Below are 18676 nucleotides of genomic sequence, written 5' to 3'. Positions count from 1 at the left end.
GAATATCGAACAGTCTACAGCCCCGCCTGCCTCCTGAGCGCGGAGACCGTAAGCTTGGGCGACAGCGCATCCTGCGGTACGCGCAGTTCGATCAAGGCCGCGCGGCCCGCGCCACGCGCGCGTTCCAGCGCAGCGGGGAAATCTTCCGTCCGTTCCACCAGTTCCGCATGCAGCCCGTAGGCCTGCGCCAGCGCTACGAAATCCGGATTATGCAGCTCGGTGCCGTGCACGCGCCCCGGATAATGCTTTTCCTGGTGCATGCGGATGCTGCCGTACATGCCGTTGTTGACCACGATGAAGAGCGGGTCCAGGCCATACTGCATGGCCGTCGCCAGCTCCTGGCCATTCATCAGGAAGCAGCCGTCGCCAGCGAAGCAGACCACAGGGCGATCGGGATACACCAGCTTCGCGGCGATCGCGGCCGGCACGCCATAGCCCATTGTGCCGCTGGTCGGCGCCAGTTGGGTGCGTATGCCGGTGTAGGTATGGAAGCGCTGCACCCACAAAGTGTAGTTGCCGGCTCCGTTCGACACGATCGTTTCCGGCCCGAGGATGCGATCCATGTGCCTGACGACCTCGCCCAGGTTGACGTCGCCCGGCATGGGCTCGGGCGCCAGCGAATCCTCGTAATCCTTGCGCGCCTGTTCGAGCCATGCCCTGCGCCCGGCGGACAGGCCTTCCGGCGGCGCCATGCCCGCCGCCGCCAGGGCGAACGCGTTCACGTCCGCCGTGACCGGGACATCCGCATGGTAGACGCGCCCCAGTTCGTTGGGATCGGCATGCACGTGCACCAGTGTCTGCGCCGGCCTGGGCACATCCAGCAAGGCGTAGCCGTTCGTCGATGTCTCGCCCAGGCGAGCCCCGACCGCCACGACCAGGTCCGCGGTGCGGATGCGTTCGGCGATCTTGGGATTCATGCCCAGCCCGGCCTCGCCGCTATAGCAGGGGTGGCGATTGTCCAGCAGGTCCTGGCGCCGGAAAGCCGCGATGACGGGCACACCGAAGGATTGCGCGAACCGGCCGATCGCTTCGCTGCCCTCGGTCCGCCAGCCACCGCCACCCAGCACCATCACCGGACGCTGCGCCGACTGCAGCCTCTCCCTCAGTTCGGCCATCGCCGCAGGATCTGGCGCGGCCCGCGCCACGCGATAGGCCGGCGCATCCGCCACGCTCACCTGCTCGGTCAGCATGTCTTCCGGCAGCGCGATCACGACGGGACCCGGCCTGCCCGACATGGCCACGTGGAACGCCCGGCTGATCATCTCGGGAATGCGCGCGGGATCTTCGATCTGCACCACCCACTTGGCGATATGGCCATACATGTGCCGGTAATCGATTTCCTGCCAGGCCTCACGCTCCATGCAGTCGCGGCCCACCTGGCCGATGAACAGGATCAGCGGCGTGGAATCCTGGCGGGCCGTATGCACGGCGATGCTGGCATTGGTCGCTCCCGGACCGCGCGTCGCGAAGCAGATACCCGGACTGCCGGTCAGCTTGCCATGGGCTTCCGCCATATGCGCCGCGCCGCCTTCCTGGCGGCACACGACCAGCCGCAGCGCGTCCTTGACCTCATGCAGGGCATCGAGCACCGCCAGGAAGCTCTCGCCCGGCACGCAATACGCCGTATCGACGCCATGTATACGCAATGCATCAACCAGTACCTGTCCGCCCGTACGCGGCGCCAACCCTGTTGCCTTCATTCCTTTCTCCTTGATGTTCAATCCGCGCGCATGATATATGCCTGGTCCAGATGCGCGATATCCGCCGCGCCCAGCAGCGCCATGTTCACGTCCAGCTCCTGGCGCAGGACCTCCAGCGCCTTCGCCGCGCCGGCCTGTCCCCCCGCCGCCAGCCCATAGAGGGCGGGCCGTCCGACGAATACGAAATCCGCGCCCAGGCACAATGCCTTGAGCACGTCCGTTCCCCGCCGGAAACCGCTATCGATCATCACGGCCATGCCGCCGGCGGCTGCCGCGATGCCCGGCAAGGCGTCCAGCGTAGCGCATGCGCCGTCCAACTGCCGCCCGCCGTGATTCGACACTACGATGCCGTCGGCTCCGATGCCTGCGGCAAGCCGCGCGTCCTCGGGGCGCAGCACGCCCTTGATCACCAGTTTTCCCTTCCAGTGATCGCGCATCAGGCGGATCTCGTCCCAGCTCATCGCCGCCCTGCCCGAGCGGTGATCCTTCCTGGGCGCCGAGATGATCGGGCCGCCCCGCTGCGCCGTAAAATTCTCGAAATGCGGCACTCCCCGGCGCATCAGGGTCTGCGCGAAATTTCCCGCCAGCCAGCGGGGGCGCACAAGCCCGGACCATGCCAGTTGCAGGCTGGGCCTCAGCGGCAGGGAAAAGCCATTGCGCAGCTCGTTCTCCCGCGTGGAGGCGATAGGTACATCGACGGTCACCACCATCACCTCGATGCCCGCGCGCTCGACACGCGCGAACAGCGGCAGGATCACCTGCGGATCCGCGGGCAGGTAGGCCTGGTACCAGATATCGGGATTCACCGCGGCCACCTCTTCCAGCGGAATGCTGGAGGCGGCGCTGAGCACCGCCGGCACGCCGGCCTCCCTTGCCGCAGCGGCCATGGCCAAGTCGCCTTCGAACCAGCATAGCCCGGAAGCGCCCATCGGGCTGATGCCCACGGGCATGGCGTATTCCTTGCCGAACAGGGAACGCGACAGATTGCGCTGCGCAACATTCGTCAGAATATGCGGCAGGAACGCCCAGCGCTCAAAGGCCCGACGGTTCGCCGCCTTCGACTGCTGGTCCTCCGCCGCGCCGTCCACGTAGCCGAAAATTCCCACCGGCAGGCGGCTGCGCGCCATGCGGCGCAGGTCCTCTATCGACAACACCTTATCCAGTCTGCTCATCGCATCCTTCCCGCTGCATCCGCGATCATGATTCTTCTCCGGCCGGAGACCACAGCGCCCCCGGCCCTCCTCCCATAAAGCGCAAGCGGCATCAGCTGCCGATGAACTTCGGCGCACGCTTCCCGTGGAACGCCTCGACACCCTCGCGGAAATCGTCCGACGAGCGCAGGCGGCTGTAGCAGTGGCCCTCCAGCTCGATGCCGGCAGCCAGGGAAGCATCCTCGGAATCGTTGAGCAGCTTCTTGGCCGTGCGCTGCGCCAGGGGCGAGAAGTACACCAGCTCCTTGACCAGGCGATCCGTGGCCGCCGCCAGGTCGCCCAGCTCCACATACTCCGTCGCCACGCCCCAGTCGTAGGCCTGCTTGCCGGGGATGCGGCGCGAGCGCATGACGACATCCTTGGTGCGCGTGATGCCTACCATCTTCTGCAGCCGTGCAGAACCGCCCGAGCCCGGGATCTGCCCCAGCTTCTGCTCCGGCAGCGCATATTGCGTGGTTTCAGTCACGATGCGGAAATCGCAGGCCAGAGAGATCTCGAAGCCCACGCCGAAGCAATAGCCCTGGTTCACCGCGATGACAGGCTTGGAGCAGCGCGCCGGCGCCGCAATGTTCCATGCCAGCTTGGAAACATGCTCGGGACTGGCCTCCAGGAAGCCCTTGATGTCCCCACCGCTGGAAAAGTGCTCGCCTTCGGCGCGCAGCACGATCACGCGCACGTCGTCGTTCTCGTCCAGCGATTCGAACACCAGGCGCAACTGATCGCGCTGCGCCATCGAAATGATATTGAACGGCGGACGATCGAGCACGATGTCGGCCCGCTTCTGCTTTGCATCGATCTCGACTCGGAACCCGTCCAGGTCGGCCAGCTTTTCCTGCGCGGGGTGTTTCAATACAGTCATTTCCTGCTCCTTGTTGATTTTGATAATTTGCCGCGTGAGTCGCTCCCGGCTAAAGCCGGGAGTTTCCCCGCCACAATACGGGGGCGCCTGCGGCGCCATATGAACACTGCCTCGCATGACCTCGGACTGAAGTCCGGGGCTTGCGCTTGGGCGCGTGGTCAGCAGACATCGGCGGCGTCCGCCGTTACCGCCTGGCGATTGCGGCGCATTGGCGCCATGCCGGCCCATCGGACCAGCAGGCCTTCATGCGGAATGTCGAACAGGTCCAGCGCCCGTCCGACAGTATGCGAAACCATGTCCTCCAGCGTTTCCGGACATGCATAGAACGCCGGCACCGGCGGGCAGATGATCGCGCCCATTTCGGTGGCGGCCACCATATTGCGCAGATGCGCAAGGTTCAGAGGGCTTTCGCGCACCATCAGGACCACGCGCCGACGCTCCTTCAGCGCCACGTCCGCCGCTCGGCTGATGAGGTTGTCGGAAAGCCCGTGCGCAATGCCCGCCAGCGTCTTCATGGAGCAAGGCGCTACGATCATGCCGTCGTGCCGGAACGATCCGCTCGACAGCGTGGCGCCGATGTCCTTGACGCTGTGCACCACGTCCGCCAGGCTTTCGATCTCGCCGCGCGACATGCCCAGCTCCTGGGTCGCGGTCAGCACGCCGGAAGCCGACAGGATCAGGTGGCTTTCCCATCCTGGAAGGCTGCGCAGCACCTGCAGCATGCGCACGCCGTAGATGGCTCCACTCGCGCCGGTGATGGCGATGACGAGCCTGCGCGGCCGCGCGCCGGGCTGCGGGCGGCCGCCGGCTGAAGAGGTTTCGCTCAGCGTATGCATCTCAGTCCGCCTGCCAGTCGACGGTCGCTCCCGACACGACGAACTGCTCCAGGTCCAGCGTGTCCTCGCCCGGAATCCTGACCTTGGTGAAGACGTGCTCGTGATACCTGACCGGGCGCGTGGCGTCCATGCCCATCTTGGCGCTGATGCCCTGCTCGTGGGATTCAGGCATCCCCACCTGGTCCTCCAGCGAAAAGCGCGTCGTCGTGGACGGATCCAGCACGGAACCCTGGGCGCCGGAGATGACCACCAGATCCACGTCCGCCTGGAAGCGCGTGGCCAGCGCCCATTCGACCTGCCTGGGCTGGTGCACGTCCACGTCCTCGTCAACCACCACGACGTGCTTGATGTCGTAGTGCGCGCCGAACGCGCACAGGATCACATTCTTCGGCTGCCCTTCGTGCATCTTGCGGATCTTGACGTACAGGTGGTAGCGGCCGACGCCCCCCATAGACAGGTGCACATCCAGCACATTCGGGAAACTGCGCTGCAGATGCGCCAGCAGCGTCGCCTCGCGCGGAATGGAGCCCAGCAGCAGGTGCTCGTATTCCGCGGGAATGATGGTGTGATAGACGGGCGAACGCCTGTGCGTCACGCGATCCACCATGATGACTTCGCGCTTCTCCTGGGCGCTGTAGTATTTCGGGAATTCGCCGAACGGCCCTTCCAGATCCATTTCATCGGGCAGGATGCGGCCCTCGATCACGATTTCCGCATTGGCAGGAACGCGCACCTCGTTGCTCAGGCACTTCACGACGGGCAGCGGCTTGCCATGCAGCGCGCCCGCGATTTCCAGTTCGTCGTGGTCGATCGGGGTGATGGCCTGCGACGCCAGGAGCGTCAGCGGATCCGCGCCGATGACGATGGCCACCGGCAGAGCCAAGCCCTGCGCCTGCGCCTCCTTGAAGAAAGCGTACAGGTGGCGCGGCAGCATCAGCAGCGCCATGCGGTCCTTGCCATGCACCTGGATGCGGTTGATCGACACATTCTGCACGCCCGTGACCGGATTGCGCGCGATGACCATGCCTGCCGTGATGTATGGGCCGTTGTCGTGCTCGCTGTGCGTCGGAATGGGCAGCAGCGCATGCATGTCGATATCGGTGTGCACCACCTGCTGGCAGCTTGCCGCACCGGGCTCCACCTCCCGCCAGGGCAGGGGCGACTGCGCGGCGCGCCGGAACGCGGACAGGACATCGGCGTCCGCCACGCCCATGGCCTCCGCGATCCAGCCGCGCTGCGACATGAAGCCGGAGATCACCGGCATCTCATGGCCGTCGGGCCTGGGGAAATAGGTCGCCTTGTCGCCGTCCAGGCGCTTGGCGATCGCCGCCAGCTCGTGGCGCAGGCCGACGCCTTCGCGTATCACCGCCACGCGGCCGGTCTGCGTCAGGTGCCGCAGCCATGCGCGCAGGTCGTCATAGGGTTGGCCAATGTGCTTCATGATTTCTCTCCTGCCCCGGACACCGGGCGCTGTTCATTGCCGGAAGCGTCCACACGCTCGTATTGCCCCGCGATCAGAAGGCGGCGCAACAGCTTGCCGACCGGCGACTTGGGGATGGATTGCACAAAGACGTAGTCGCGCGGCCGCTTGAAATTCTGCAGGTCGGAATTGCGGCAATGCGCGTCCAGGACTGCCGCATCGGCCGGATAGCGGAGCTTGACGAATGCCGTGACGCGCTGCCCCCAGCGCTCGTCCGGCAGGCCGACCACGGCCACCTCGTCCACGGCGTCGTGCAGCGACAGCACGGATTCGATATCGACGGGAGAAATGTTCTCCCCGCCGCTGATCATCATGTCGTCCACGCGCCCCGTCACGAACAGGTCGCCGTCGGCATCCAGGTAGCCGATATCGCCCGTGAAGTACCAGCCGTCCTGGATGGACCTGGCATCGGCGTCCGGGCGGTTCCAGTAGCCCTCGAAAGCCTCGTCGCCCGACAGGTCGGCGATGATCTGCCCCTCCTCGCCGACCGCCGCCAGGCGGCCCACGTCCCTGGAATCCAGCGAAATCACGCGCAGACGCGTGTTGATGCCGGCGCGGCCCGCACTGCCCGGCTTCTTCACGGCATCCGGTTCGATGGAGAAGGTGTAGACCTCGGAAGAACCATAGTGGTTCACGAACAGTTCCGGCTGGAAGACCTCCTGCAGGCGGATCAGCAGCCCATCAGGCATGGATGCGCCCGCGAAGCCCAGCTTCCTGACGGCGGAAATGTCGTGCGTGCCGGGGACATACTGCTTGAGCATGTCGTGATACAGCGTCGGCACCAGATACAGGCAGGTGACGGCATGCTTGCCGATCTGTTCCAGCGCATGCAGCGGATCGAATTTCGGCATGCAGACGAACGCGCCGTCGACCAGCGCCATGCTCAGCAGGGAACGCACGCCCATGGTGTGATAGAGCGGCATGACGCCCAGCGTGCGCTCACCCCGGCGATACAGGTTCTGCGCCACGTGTCCCAGCGCCGCCGTACGCTCCTGCCTGTGCCTGCGCGGCACGCCCTTGGGGTTGCCCGTCGTGCCGGAGGTATACAGCATCAGCGATATATCCTCACTGCCCGCCAGAGGCTCCAGCACGCCGCCAGGCTGGATCAGATCCTCGAAGGCCAGTACATCGCCGGCCCCGGCGCCCATGCCGACCGACACCTTGCGCACGCCGGAGGCGATGTCCGCGGCTTCGATCGCTGGCGCGCTGACTCCCTCGAAGAAGACCGCCCCGACCTGCGCATCCTGGACGCAATAGCCGATTTCCTCGGGCTTGGCGCGCCAGTTCAGCGGTACCACCACCACACCCGCAAACTGGCAGGCCCAGTGCAGGGTCGCCATCTCGTAGCGATTCTGCATGACTGCCAGCACGCGGTCGCCGCGCTTCAGGCCCACGGACCCAAGCCCCGCCGCCAGCCCGGCGATTTCATCGCGCCACTGCCGATACGTCAGCGCCTTGTCGCCATCGACGATGGCGAGGTTGCCTGGACTGCGTTCCACGCTTTGCAAGAATGTTCTTCCCAGATCCAGCATTTGCGGTTCCCCAGAGTTGAGTTATGGCTGCGCCGAAGACGCACGGCGCGACGCCGCGGTTTCCAGCACCGCGTTGACGATGTTCGTGTAGCCGGTACAGCGGCAAAGATGGCCGGACAGCATGTCGCGCACCTGCGTTTCCGTGGGATCGGGATTGCGCTTCAGGTAGTCGTCGCAGGACATCAGGATGCCGGCGGTACAGAAGCCGCACTGCAGCGCATGATTGCGGCGAAAGGCCTCCTGCAGGTCGCTCATGCGGTCCTGCGCTTCCGCCAGGCCCTCGACCGTATCCACGCGCATGCCGTCGGCCTGCACGGCCAGCGTCATGCACGAGCGCACCGCCACACCGTCGATCTGCACCGTGCATGCGCCGCAGACGCCGTGCTCGCAACCCACGTGCGTGCCGGTGGCTCCCAGCGTTTCGCGCAGGAAGTCCGACAGCAGCATGCGCGATTCGCACAGCCCGCTGCGTTCCTGTCCGTTGAGCACCACCGTCACGCGATGGCGCGCGTCCTGGTCGTAGCGCTTCATTCCGATATCCTCCCGAGAATCTGCAAACCCAGCCTGCGCACCAGATGGCGCCGGAATTGCGCGCTGGCGTGATGGTCGTCCTGCGCCTGCAGGTCCCAGGCCAGGTCGTTGAGCACGCCTTCCCAGTCTCCCCGCTGCAAGTCTTCCCATTGCATGACGACGGGCCGGTCCGATACGCCGCCCACGGCGAGACGGGTGACCCGACCGTCGCGCATGGCTCCCACCGATGCGATGGCGAAGTCGCCATGGCGGGCGGAAAACTCGGTGAATGCGAAGCGCTGGTCTTCACGCGCCAGCGGAAAACGGACTTCCTCCACCAGCTCGTCGGGCGCCTTCGCCGTCATCAGCATGCCCTGGAAGAAATCCTCCGCCGCCACGGTGCGCTTGCGCTTGCGGTTGCGCAGCACCACTTCGCCGCCCAGCAGCGCCAGCGACAGCGGCAGCTCGGCGCTGGGATCGGCATGCGCCACCGAACCGCAGACCGTACCCTTGTTACGAATCTGGAAATGCGAGATGAACGGAAACACCTGCGTCAGCAAGGGCAACTGGCGAGGCAGCTCCCCGCTCCACTCCAGCGTTCCCTGCGTCGTCGCGGCGCCGACGGACAGATGCGTCTTGTCGGCGCGCAGGTATTTCAGGTCGGCCGTCCTGCTGATGTCGATCAGCACGGCGGGTTGCGCAAGGCGCATGTTCAGCACCGCCATCAGCGACTGGCCGCCGGCCATGATGCGCGCGTCCCCGCCCAGCTCCGCCAGCATGTCCACGGCTTCCTGCGCGGTTTCCGCACGCACGTAATCGAATTTCTGCGGTTTCATTTCCTGCCGACTCCCAATCTCCGCAGCAGCCTGCGCCACCAGGACGCGCTGTCCTCCAGCGGCTTGCCGCCCGCCTGCCGCCCGAGCTGCTCGAACAGCTGGCCGAGCACGATGCGGGCCGCGCCTTCCAGCATGCGGCCGCCCACCGCCGCGACCTTGCCCGACACTTCGGCCTGATAGTCATAGCGCAGCAAGGTGCCGCCGTCCTTTTCCTCCAAGCGCACCATGCCGCTGCCCTTGGCCGAACCGACACTGGACAGGCCGGAACCCGACAGGCGCAGGCTGTGCGGAGGATCCAGCTCGCTGAGCGCGACCTCGGCGGCGTAGCGCGCCTTGATCATGCCTATGCCCACGGTCACGTCGGCGCGATATTTGTTCTCCCCTACCTTCTGCAGGGCATTGCAGCCGGGAATGACCTTGGCCAGCGCATCCGGGTTCAGCATGACGTCGAACACGGCCTGCGGCGCGGCGGACAGCTGCACCTCGCCGGCAGCGCTCAGCGCCTTGCCGGAGCCCGCCTTCGCTGGCGCAGGCGCTGACTGCGGCCGCGAAGGCGGCGGATCTTCCATGCCGATCAGCGACATGACGCGCGACGGCGTCAGGGGCAGCATGACATCGCGTACGCCCAGCGCATCCGCCACGGCATTCGCGATGCATGGCGGCGTGCTCATGTTGTTGCCCTCGCCCAGCCCTTTTGCGCCCAGCGGCGTAAACGGCGAAAGCGTTTCCTGATGCAGGATGACGGGCTCCGGCACCTCGCAGCTCGTGGGCACCAGATAATCGGCGAACGTGCCGGACTGGAAACTGCCGTCCGCCCCGTACTGGAACTCCTCCATCAGCGCCGCTCCCAGTCCCTGGGCGAAGGCGCCCCGGATCTGCCCGTCGGCAAGCGCCGGATTCAGGATGCGGCCCGCGTCGTGCGACGTGACGTAGCGGTCGATGCGCACGCGCCCGGTATCCGGATCGATCTCCACGGCGCAGACATCCATGGCGAATCCATAGGCGGCCGATGTGTTGACGCGATCCTGTTCGTCCGGCGGCGTCAACTGCTCCGGCGTCCAGAACACCGTCTCGCGCATGCCCGGTTCGACGCCCGGCGGCAGCAGCCCCGGCGCCCAATGCGGCCCCGCCGCCATGCGCGCGAACGGCAGCGAGCGTTCGGTGTCGCCTCCAGCCTGCACGCGGCCATTGCGGAACACGATGTCTTCGGGCGCACAGCCGAAGTTGTGCGCGGCGATGACGGCCAGCTTGTTGCGCAGTTTCTCCGCCGCCAGATGCACCACTCCCGCCACGGCGCCCGCGAAACGGCTGGAATAGTTGCCCGCCGCCACGGACCAGGCATCTTTCTGCGTATCGAAATCCACATTGACGACGATCTGTTCCGGAGACAACCCGAAGACGTCCGCCGCCACCTGGGCGCAGACCGTGCGGTGTCCCTGACCCGCCGGAGACGAAGCCACCACTACAGTGACGCCTCCCAGCGGATCGATGCCGACGGTCGCCGATGCGATGCCGCCGTTCTTGGGGCCAGCCTTGATGCGCATCTCCAGAGGCAGCACCGTGGAGATATAGCCCATGTTCGAAATCGACGGCTCGACGACGGCGGAAAACCCGATTCCGTAGTACTTGCCTTGCGCCCTGGCTGCGTCCCTGCGCTCGTACAGCTCCCGCAGCCCGCCCTCGGTCTCGATCTTTTCCAGCGCTCCCTGGTAATTGCCGGAGTCCAGCAAGGCGCCGGCGGCGGCGCGATAGGGAAACGCGTCCGCGCTGATGAAATTGCGCCGGTACAGCGTGGGCATGTCCAGCCCCAGCTCCACGGAGATACGCTGCATCAGCCGCTCCAGCGCCAGATACACCTGCGGCCCGCCGAACCCGCGCACCAGCCCGGTCGGCATCTTGTTGGTCAGCACGATGCGGTTGCGCACGGACAGGTTGGGAATATCGTAAGGACCCGTCACGCATCCGTGCATGCGATAGGATGTGGCCGGCTCCGGCGCGCGCAGGTAGCCGCCGCAGTCGTCCATCTGATCGTAGGACAGCGCCAGTATCTTGCCGTCCTCGCGGACGGCGGCTTCGATATGGCTGAGCCGCCCCGTGGCCGATGTGGCGGCCGTCAGATGCTCCAGCCTGTCCTCCACCCACTTGACCGGAGCGCCGGCCTTGCGCGCCGCCATGCACATCAGGACGATATAGGGAAATACAGCCTGCTTCACGCCGAAGCTGCCGCCGGAATCGCGGAAATTCCGGTGCCTGAGATGCGTGCCCGGCACCTGCAGCGCCAAGGCCATGACGGTATGCAGCGAAAACGGCCCCATGAAGTTCGAGCTGACCTCGTATCCTTCCTCGGCGGAAAGATACTCGGCCATGACGACCGCGCCTTCGATGGGCGTGCAGGAATTGCGGGGATAGCGCACCGTCAGTCCGATGCGGTGCGCGGCCTGCGCAAACGCCGTCCCGGGATCGCCATAATGGAACTGCCTGTCGCTGACGACATTGGAGCCGACGGCCTCGTGCAGCACGGGCGCATCCTCCGCCATGGCCTGCTCGATTTCCACGGCCACCGGCAGCGTCTCGTAGCTGGCCGTCAGCAGATCGACGCCGTCTTCCGCCAGATAGCGGGATTCCGCCACGACGACGGCCACTGGCTCGCCGACATAGCGCACCTTATCCACGGCAAGCGCCCAGTGCTCCATCGGCTGCTTGACGCCGACCACGAACGGCCGCGACCAGGCGCGCACATCCTCGCCCGTCAGCACGGCGCGCACGCCGGGCAGCGCCAGCGCCGCGCTGGCATCCACGCCCAGCAGTCGCGCATGGGCGTGCGGGGAACGAAGGATGGCGGCATGCAGCGTGCCGGGCTTGACTGGAGCATCGTCCCCATACTTGCCCTTGCCGATCAGGATGGACGCATCCTCGATGCGCCGCGCGGGACGCCCCACATGCGTCGAAGCTTCGTCCTTCCCGTTCATCACGCTTTCCTTTGCCGCACTCATGCCTTCATTCCGTCCCGGTCCCTCAGTTCAGCACGATGCCCGCCTGCTCCACGACAGGTTTCCACTTTGCCGATTCGGCTTCGATGAATTTGCCGAAGTCCTCGGCCGATCCACTCATGGCTTCGACGCCCTGGGCTTCGAACACCTTCGTGAACTCAGGCGTCTTCATGGCTTGTTGCAGCACGCCGTTGATCTTCTCGACGATCGCCGGCGGCGTTCCTGCCGGAGCCAGCAGGCCGTAGGGAACCGACACCTCGAAGCCCGGATAGCCCTGTTCGGCAATCGTCGGGACTTCGGGCGCCAGCGACGAACGTTCCGCGTTGGTGATGGCCAGCGCGCGCATCTTGCCCGCCTGGACGTGCGGCAGCACGTGCGGCACGTTGTCGAACATGACGTCCACCTGGCCGCCCAGCAGGTCCGTGACCATGGGCGCGCTGCCCTTGTAGGGAATGCCCATCATCTTGATGCCGGCCACCGACTTGAAATACTCCATCGTGACGTGATTGGAGCTGCCGTTGCCAGCGGTGGCGTAATTCAGCTTGCCGGGATTCGCCTTGGCATAATCCACGAGATCCTTGACCGACTTGAACGGCGAATCGGCGCGCACCACCAGCAGATTATTGGACTTGGCGCCGGCGATGACTGGCGTGAAATCCGTATTCTTGTAGGGCAGTTCCTTGTACAGGAACTGATTCAGAATGAAGGGGAAGCCGTTGACCAGCAAGGTATACCCATCGGCGGGTGCGCGCGAGACCAGGCGCGTACCGACCACCGTTCCCGCACCGCCATGGTTCTCTACGACGACGGATTGCCCCATGGACTCCTGCATGGCGCGCGCGAACATGCGGCCCAGCGTATCGTTGAATCCGCCAGGGGCATAGGGCACGATGATCTTCACTAGCTGATTGGGATAACCGGCCGCCTCATTGGCCTGCGCCGCCGCACTCGTCGCCAGGCCGGCCACCACCAGCGTGGCCATGCCCAGCATGCCCGCCAGCTTCATATTCCATGTTGTCTTCATGTTCCACTCTCCTTGGTATTATCGAAATAGATACTGCTTGGTTTCCATCAAACGCCCACCACGCCGGCGTCCTGGTAGATGTGCTTGGTTTCCAGGAAGTCCAGCAGGGCGTCGTAACCGTGCAGCCGGCCAAGCCCGCTGCGGCGATATCCTCCCGTTTCCGCTTCGGCAAACAGCTTGTTGTGATCGTTGATCCAGACCGTACCGTTGCGCAGCGCCCTGGCGACGCGCATGGCGCGCGCGCCATGCCGCGTCCAGATGCTGGCCGACAATCCATATTCCGTGTGATTGGCGCGGCCGACAGCCTCCGCCTCGTCCTCGAACGACTCCAGCACCAGCAGGGGTCCGAAGATCTCCTCCTGGATGAAGAACGCGCCGGTATCGCGATGCGCCACCAGCGTAGGCAGCAGGAAGCTGCTGGAGGCGGCGCCCTCGGGCCTGCCGCCGCGCAGGACCACCTCGTCCGCGGCATCCAGCGTCGCCTGGATGCGCGATTCCACATGGCTGCAGGCGGCCTCGTCGATCAGCGGCCCCATCTGCACGCCCTCATCCATACCGTTGCCCACGCGCAGGGATCCCAGCGCCCCGGCCAGCGCCGCCTTCATTTCCTCATAGCGGGACGCATGGACGAGCACGCGGCGCGCTGCCGTGCACTGCTGCCCGGAAATGATGGTGGCGGCGCGCGCCAGCGCATCCGCCACGGGAGCGACATCGACATCGTCGAACACCAGGCAGCACGACTTCCCGCCCAGTTCCAGCGACAGCCGCTTCATCGTCGGCGCAGCCGCCGCCATGATTTTCTGGCCGACCTGATTGGATCCCGTGAAGCTGATGACCTCGACATCGGGCGACTCCACCAGGAACGACGCCACATCGGCTCCGGTCTCGGACAGCAGGTTGACCACGCCATCGGGCAGCCCGTCGGCTTCGTGCAGCGCGCGGATCATGGCGGCGCTGACCAGCGCCGTCTGCGCCGCCGGCTTGACCACCGCCGTGCAGCCAGCCGCCAGCGCCGGCGCCAGTGAGCGGATCAGCAGCACGGCCGGCGCATTCCACGGCACGATGATGCCCGTCACGCCCGCCGCTTCCTTGATCAGCGTGGAATAGCAGCCCGGCTCGACCTCGAAGACATGTCCCGGCAGATATCGCGCCAGCCCCGCGTAATAGCGGATCTCGGAAACAGCCGCCGCGATTTCCCCGCGCGACTGGGCCAGCACCTTGCCGTTCTCCAGCGTCAGCAGCTTCGCCAGGGATTCCTGCGCCTGCTCCATCCGGTCCGCCCAGCGCAGCAGCACCATCTGCCTGAGCCGGGGATTCTGCGACCAGCCCGCCCGATTGAACGCCTTGGCCGCCGCCTCGACCGCCATGCGCGCATCCTCCCGACCACTGTCGGGAAAGACGCCCAGCACGCTGCCGTCGGCCGGATTGTGGCTTTCAGCAACACGTCCCGCCAGCGACGGCTGCCATATCCCTCCCACCAGATTCAGCGCATCTGCACTCACGTCACTTCTCCTGTAGTTTCCGCCTGTTCATCTCCGCCGCTATGGCGCGGAGCTTCATTCCGCATGGATGCCCGCATCTTTCACGACACGCTCCCACAGGGCCATCTGCTGATCGATGAACCGGCCGAACGCCTCGCTGCTGCCGCCATCGGGCACGACACCTTGCTCACGGAACGTTTTTTTCACGGCTTCTTCTTCCAACACCGCGTTGATATCGCGATTCAGTTTCTGCACGATGTCCTGCGGCGTGCCGGCAGGCACCATGAACCCGTGCCACGAGGACACCTCGTATCCCTGCACGCCGGACTCGCTGATGGTGGGCAGATCGGGCATCAGCGTAGAACGCTTGTCGTCCGCGATGGCGATCGGCCTGATCTTGCCCGTCTGGATGAATGGCAGGACGTGCGGGAAAGCATCGAACGCCACGGGGATCTGGCCGCCTGCCAGGTCCGTCAGCATGGGCGTGCTGCCCTTGTACGGCACCTGCACCAGCGAAATGCCGGCCATGCTTTCGAACAACGCCATCGCCAGGTGGTTGGAGGATCCGCTGCCGGACGAGCCATACGTCACTGTTCCCGGCGCCTTGCGCGCCGCCTGCAGCAGATCGGCCACCGACCGGTAAGGCGCCGACTCATTGACGACCAGCAGCATGGGCGAACGGCCCGCCAGCACCACAGGCGCGAAATCCGCCCTGGTGTCGTAGTTCATCTTCTTGTAAAGAAAAGGGTTGGCCGCGAACGGAAACTGGTTCACCAACAGCGTATAGCCGTCGGCCGGCGCGCGTGCCACCTGGGTCGTGCCTATCATGGTGCCGGCGCCCGGCTTGTTTTCCACGACGACGCTCTGTTTCCACATTTCCGCCAGCCGCGCCGCCACCAGGCGGCCCAGCGTGTCGTTGAATCCTCCCGGCGGGTACGGCACCACGATGCGCACCATGCGATCCGGAAAACCTTTTTCCTGCGCATGCGCCATGCCTCCGCTCGCGGCCAGCACCGCACTCATTGCCAGCGTGCCACCAATCAGCTTTCGCCTGTTTGCTTTCATCGTCTCTCTCCTTGTTTTCTGTTGCTGTAATGCCGCCGGCCCGGCCGCTCCCTGCCGTGACGAACCGCATGGTTTCCGATATCGACCGCAGTCCTGGCCGGACCTCACCGATAGGCAGGCCCCTCGATAGGGGGATGCGCCGCAATGAAGTCCTCGTCGACTTCGACCCCGAGACCCGGCCCGTCCGGCGCATGGACGCAACCCTCGGCATCGACCCGGTACGGCATACGCACCAGGGTGTCCCTGAAATGGTTGTTGCGCGATACATCGGCCTCGAAGTAGCCTGCGTTGTCCAGCGCAGTCATGACGTGGATCGTCGCCGCCATATTGATGCCGGTCATGGAGGAATGCAGATGCACCGGCAAGTGGTACGCAGAGGCCAGCGCGGCAATGCGCAACACCTCCGTGATTCCGCCAGCCTTGGAAAGATCGGGCTGGAGAATGGAGACGGCGTTCGTTTCCAGCAGGCGCGTGAACTCGAAGCGTGTGTAGTGGTTCTCGCCCGCGGCAAAGGCAACGCGGCCGAACGCGCGAGCCGTTTCGTAGTTCTGGTAGTCGTGCGCTGCGAAAGGCTCTTCCAGCCAGCCCACGCCCAGTTCGTCCATGGCGGGAACGACCTTGCGCGCATCGTCCAGACGATAGGACATCATGGCGTCCGTCAGGATCTCGATGCCGTCGCCCAGGCGCTTGCGCACGGCGCGAATGCGCGCCAGATCGCGCTCGGGCGTATCGCCGATGCGCAGCTTCACCGCCTTCAGGCCGCTTTCCACATGACGCTGCGCCTCATCGGCCAGCAACTCAGGCTCCTGCCATCCCAGCGCCACGCCGCCCGCATAGGCAGGCAGCGCCCGGCGCTGCGCGCCGAGCAGGCGGTACAGCGGCAAGCCTGCCGCCTTTCCCCGGATATCCCACAGCGCCATGTCCAGGCCGCTCATGGCCAGCACGCAGGCCGCGCCCAGCCCCATGCCCTGCAGCTGGCTTTTATAAATTTTCCGCCACAGGCCGACAGTATCTCCGGCATCCTGTCCGAGCGCCATATCGCGCAGCGCGGTGTTGATGAAATGCGCGATCGTGGTATGCGCCCTGCCGTGATGGGATTCGCCGAATCCGACGAGGCCGCATTCGGTCGTCACCTTGACGACCACGGCATCGCGCTTGACGGTCCTGCCGACCCCCAGCTGAACGCTGCCGGCGGCATCCACGGGAAACGATACGGCATATGCCGTCACGTCCCGGATCGTCAGTTTCCCGGCTCCCGCCGGCATCGCACGCAATGCTTCGCTCATTTTGTCTCCACATACCGGAGCCGCATTTCGCGCACTCCTGTCATGCCGGAATTCTATTGAGCCGCATCGATAAGGTAAATTAATATTTAATTATTGTCTTTATCAGTATTGTTGATTTCTAAATTTCTACGGCATAAACCGGTTATCATCCTTCTGTTCCAGCGGGTGCCGACGGAACATCATCAATACTATTGATACAACAAGGACAAGCTATGGAACTACGACAGATACAGTATTTCATCTGTCTGTTCGAAGAAGGCACCGCGACCCGCGCCGCCAAACGATTGAACATCGTCCAGCCGGCGCTCAGCATGCAGATCGCCAAGCTTGAAGACGAGATCGGCCAGCAGCTGTTCGAACGCAGCACGCAAGGCATGCACCCCACGTCGGCCGGCCGGCGGATGTACCGGCTGTTCCTGCCCATCATGCGCGACTTTCTCCACGCACGGGAACAACTGCTGCAAAAGGAAGGCGAGCTCAGCGGCCACGTCAACATAGGCATGATCGCCTCCATCGCGCATGGGGTGCTTACCGATGCATTGCGCGAATTCACCGCGCTGCACCCCAATGTCAACGTAACCGTCGTCGACGGCTACAGCGCCATGCTGGCCGACTGGGTCACCGGGGGACGCATCGACGCCGCCATCATCAACCGTCCGCGCCGCCCGCTGGGCCTGAACATGGACTACATCATCGACGAGGAGCTGGGCCTGATCACCAGCGTCGAGGCCAACCAGCACCTGCCTGCGGAAGTATCGCTGCAAGGAACAACCGAGCTCAGCCTGGTACTGCCTACCCGCCACCACGGCCTGCGCGGCATCCTGGAAAGCTTTTCCCAGGCCGAAAACATAGACCTGACTCCCACCCTGGAAACCGATTCGGTCACCAGCATCATCAAGCTGGTCGAGTCCACCTCGTTCGCCAGCATCCTGCCGCGCAGCGCTGTGCATCGCAGGCTGGAGCGCGGTCGCCTGCAATGGCGCTCCATCGTTTCACCACGCCTGATCCGGCAGGTCGTCTGCGCCACGCACCCGCGCCGCCCTCTCAGCCCGGCCACCGCCGTATTCATGGCGACGCTGACAAGCCACATCCTGGCGCTGGGGCCGCTTTACTCGAAAATCACAGGAAAATGATCGCGGATGGACGCAGACCTCATTGACGCAAGCATCTGCTGCGGCCTGCTGCTGGCGGCGGGAAGCGGATCGCGTTTCCGCGCTTCCGCCTCCGGCCTTGCCGATGCGGGCCTGCTGCGCGGCAAGCTGCTGGCGCCGCTGCCCGGCTCGGGCCTTGCCGTGGCGCGCGCCAGCGCCATGCAGCTCAAGCGCGTCCTGGCGCGCGTCGTCGCCGTCATCCCCGAGCATGACGAAGCGCTGCGGCATGAACTGGCCTTGGCCGGCTGCGAGATCCTCGTCCATCCCCATGCCGAACGCGGCATGGGAAGCACTCTGGCGGCCGGCATACGCACGATTTCAGCCGGCCAGCGGCCGCCCGGAATGTGCCTCGTCGCACTGGCGGACATGCCGTGGATACAGTGCGACACCATACGCAGGCTTAGCCTGCTGCGAACGGACGCCGCCATCGCCGCTCCCTTGTACCGCGAGCAGCGCGGCCACCCCGTGCGCTTCGACGCACAGTTGTTCGGCGAACTCTCCGCGCTCGATGGAGACATGGGAGCCCGCTCGCTGATGCTGGCTCATGCGGTTCACTTGATGCCATGCGACGACCCGGGCGTGATCCGCGATATCGATACGGTCGCGCAGCTGGGCGGCTCCGCAGACTGATATGCGCAGCGCCGTTTCCCCCACGCTGGGCAATCAGGCAGCAAGGTTTACCGCAGGTCGATCGTGCGCTTGATGGTATAGGTCG

15 protein-coding genes are annotated in these 18676 nt (G+C 65.2%); 2 read left to right on the top strand and 13 right to left on the bottom strand.

The window, feature by feature from the left end; translation table 11 throughout:
* Nucleotides 1-14 precede the first annotated feature (14 nt).
* The 13 genes from EV686_RS09875 to EV686_RS09815 form a co-directional block, all read right to left on the bottom strand.
* Nucleotides 15-1700 (bottom strand): thiamine pyrophosphate-binding protein, encoded by a 1686-nt coding sequence (locus tag EV686_RS09875; protein WP_132476414.1) that lies wholly within the window; start codon nt 1698-1700, stop codon nt 15-17.
* Between the two features lie 17 nt (nt 1701-1717).
* Nucleotides 1718-2872, bottom strand: a complete 1155-nt coding sequence (locus EV686_RS09870) for an alpha-hydroxy acid oxidase (protein ID WP_132476411.1) — start codon at nt 2870-2872, stop codon at nt 1718-1720.
* A 91-nt stretch (nt 2873-2963) separates the two neighbouring features.
* Nucleotides 2964-3770, bottom strand: a complete 807-nt coding sequence (locus EV686_RS09865; RefSeq protein WP_132476408.1) for an enoyl-CoA hydratase/isomerase family protein — start codon at nt 3768-3770, stop codon at nt 2964-2966.
* A gap of 158 nt (nt 3771-3928) precedes the next feature.
* Complete coding sequence (locus EV686_RS09860) at nt 3929-4606, bottom strand: UbiX family flavin prenyltransferase (RefSeq protein WP_132476405.1); 678 nt, start codon at nt 4604-4606, stop codon at nt 3929-3931.
* A gap of 1 nt (nt 4607) precedes the next feature.
* Nucleotides 4608-6047 (bottom strand): UbiD family decarboxylase, encoded by a 1440-nt coding sequence (locus tag EV686_RS09855; protein WP_132476402.1) that lies wholly within the window; start codon nt 6045-6047, stop codon nt 4608-4610.
* Nucleotides 6044-7618, bottom strand: a complete 1575-nt coding sequence (locus EV686_RS09850) for an AMP-binding protein (protein ID WP_132476399.1) — start codon at nt 7616-7618, stop codon at nt 6044-6046. Before EV686_RS09850 ends, EV686_RS09855 begins: the two co-directional genes overlap by 4 nt.
* Before the next feature lie 21 nt (nt 7619-7639).
* The gene (locus tag EV686_RS09845; protein WP_132476396.1) at nt 7640-8149 is read right to left on the bottom strand and encodes a (2Fe-2S)-binding protein; all 510 of its coding nucleotides are present in this window, start codon (nt 8147-8149) and stop codon (nt 7640-7642) included.
* Nucleotides 8146-8964, bottom strand: a complete 819-nt coding sequence (locus tag EV686_RS09840; RefSeq protein WP_132476393.1) for an FAD binding domain-containing protein — start codon at nt 8962-8964, stop codon at nt 8146-8148. The genes EV686_RS09845 and EV686_RS09840 overlap by 4 nt, the downstream gene beginning before the upstream one ends.
* On the bottom strand, nt 8961-11957 hold the full coding sequence (locus EV686_RS09835; RefSeq protein ID WP_132476390.1) for a xanthine dehydrogenase family protein molybdopterin-binding subunit: 2997 nt from the start codon (nt 11955-11957) through the stop codon (nt 8961-8963). Before EV686_RS09835 ends, EV686_RS09840 begins: the two co-directional genes overlap by 4 nt.
* A 22-nt stretch (nt 11958-11979) precedes the next feature.
* Entirely contained in the window at nt 11980-12978 is a 999-nt protein-coding gene (locus EV686_RS09830) for a Bug family tripartite tricarboxylate transporter substrate binding protein (RefSeq protein ID WP_243650831.1), read from the bottom strand.
* A 47-nt stretch (nt 12979-13025) separates the two neighbouring features.
* On the bottom strand, nt 13026-14480 hold the full coding sequence (locus tag EV686_RS09825) for an aldehyde dehydrogenase family protein (RefSeq protein ID WP_132476387.1): 1455 nt from the start codon (nt 14478-14480) through the stop codon (nt 13026-13028).
* A gap of 54 nt (nt 14481-14534) precedes the next feature.
* Nucleotides 14535-15524 carry a Bug family tripartite tricarboxylate transporter substrate binding protein gene (locus tag EV686_RS09820; protein ID WP_132476384.1) on the bottom strand — a complete coding sequence of 330 codons (990 nt, stop codon included), beginning with the start codon at nt 15522-15524 and terminating at the stop codon, nt 14535-14537.
* A 104-nt stretch (nt 15525-15628) separates the two neighbouring features.
* Nucleotides 15629-16810: a mandelate racemase/muconate lactonizing enzyme family protein gene (locus EV686_RS09815; RefSeq protein ID WP_243650830.1), complete on the bottom strand. Its 1182-nt coding sequence runs from the start codon at nt 16808-16810 to the stop codon at nt 15629-15631.
* Nucleotides 16811-17022: 212 nt separating this feature from the next.
* On the opposite strand from EV686_RS09815, the gene EV686_RS09810 reads away from it, so the two are divergent.
* Nucleotides 17023-17943 (top strand): LysR family transcriptional regulator, encoded by a 921-nt coding sequence (locus EV686_RS09810; protein WP_132476381.1) that lies wholly within the window; start codon nt 17023-17025, stop codon nt 17941-17943.
* A 6-nt stretch (nt 17944-17949) separates the two neighbouring features.
* The gene (locus tag EV686_RS09805; RefSeq protein WP_132476378.1) at nt 17950-18591 is read left to right on the top strand and encodes a nucleotidyltransferase family protein; all 642 of its coding nucleotides are present in this window, start codon (nt 17950-17952) and stop codon (nt 18589-18591) included.
* Nucleotides 18592-18676: the final 85 nt, after the last annotated feature.

It is taken from the genome of Paracandidimonas soli, assembly GCF_004342005.1.
Lineage (GTDB): Bacteria > Pseudomonadota > Gammaproteobacteria > Burkholderiales > Burkholderiaceae_B > Paracandidimonas > Paracandidimonas soli.
Note: the sequence above shows the minus strand (reverse complement) of the source record. Positions and strands in the feature narration are given on the sequence as shown.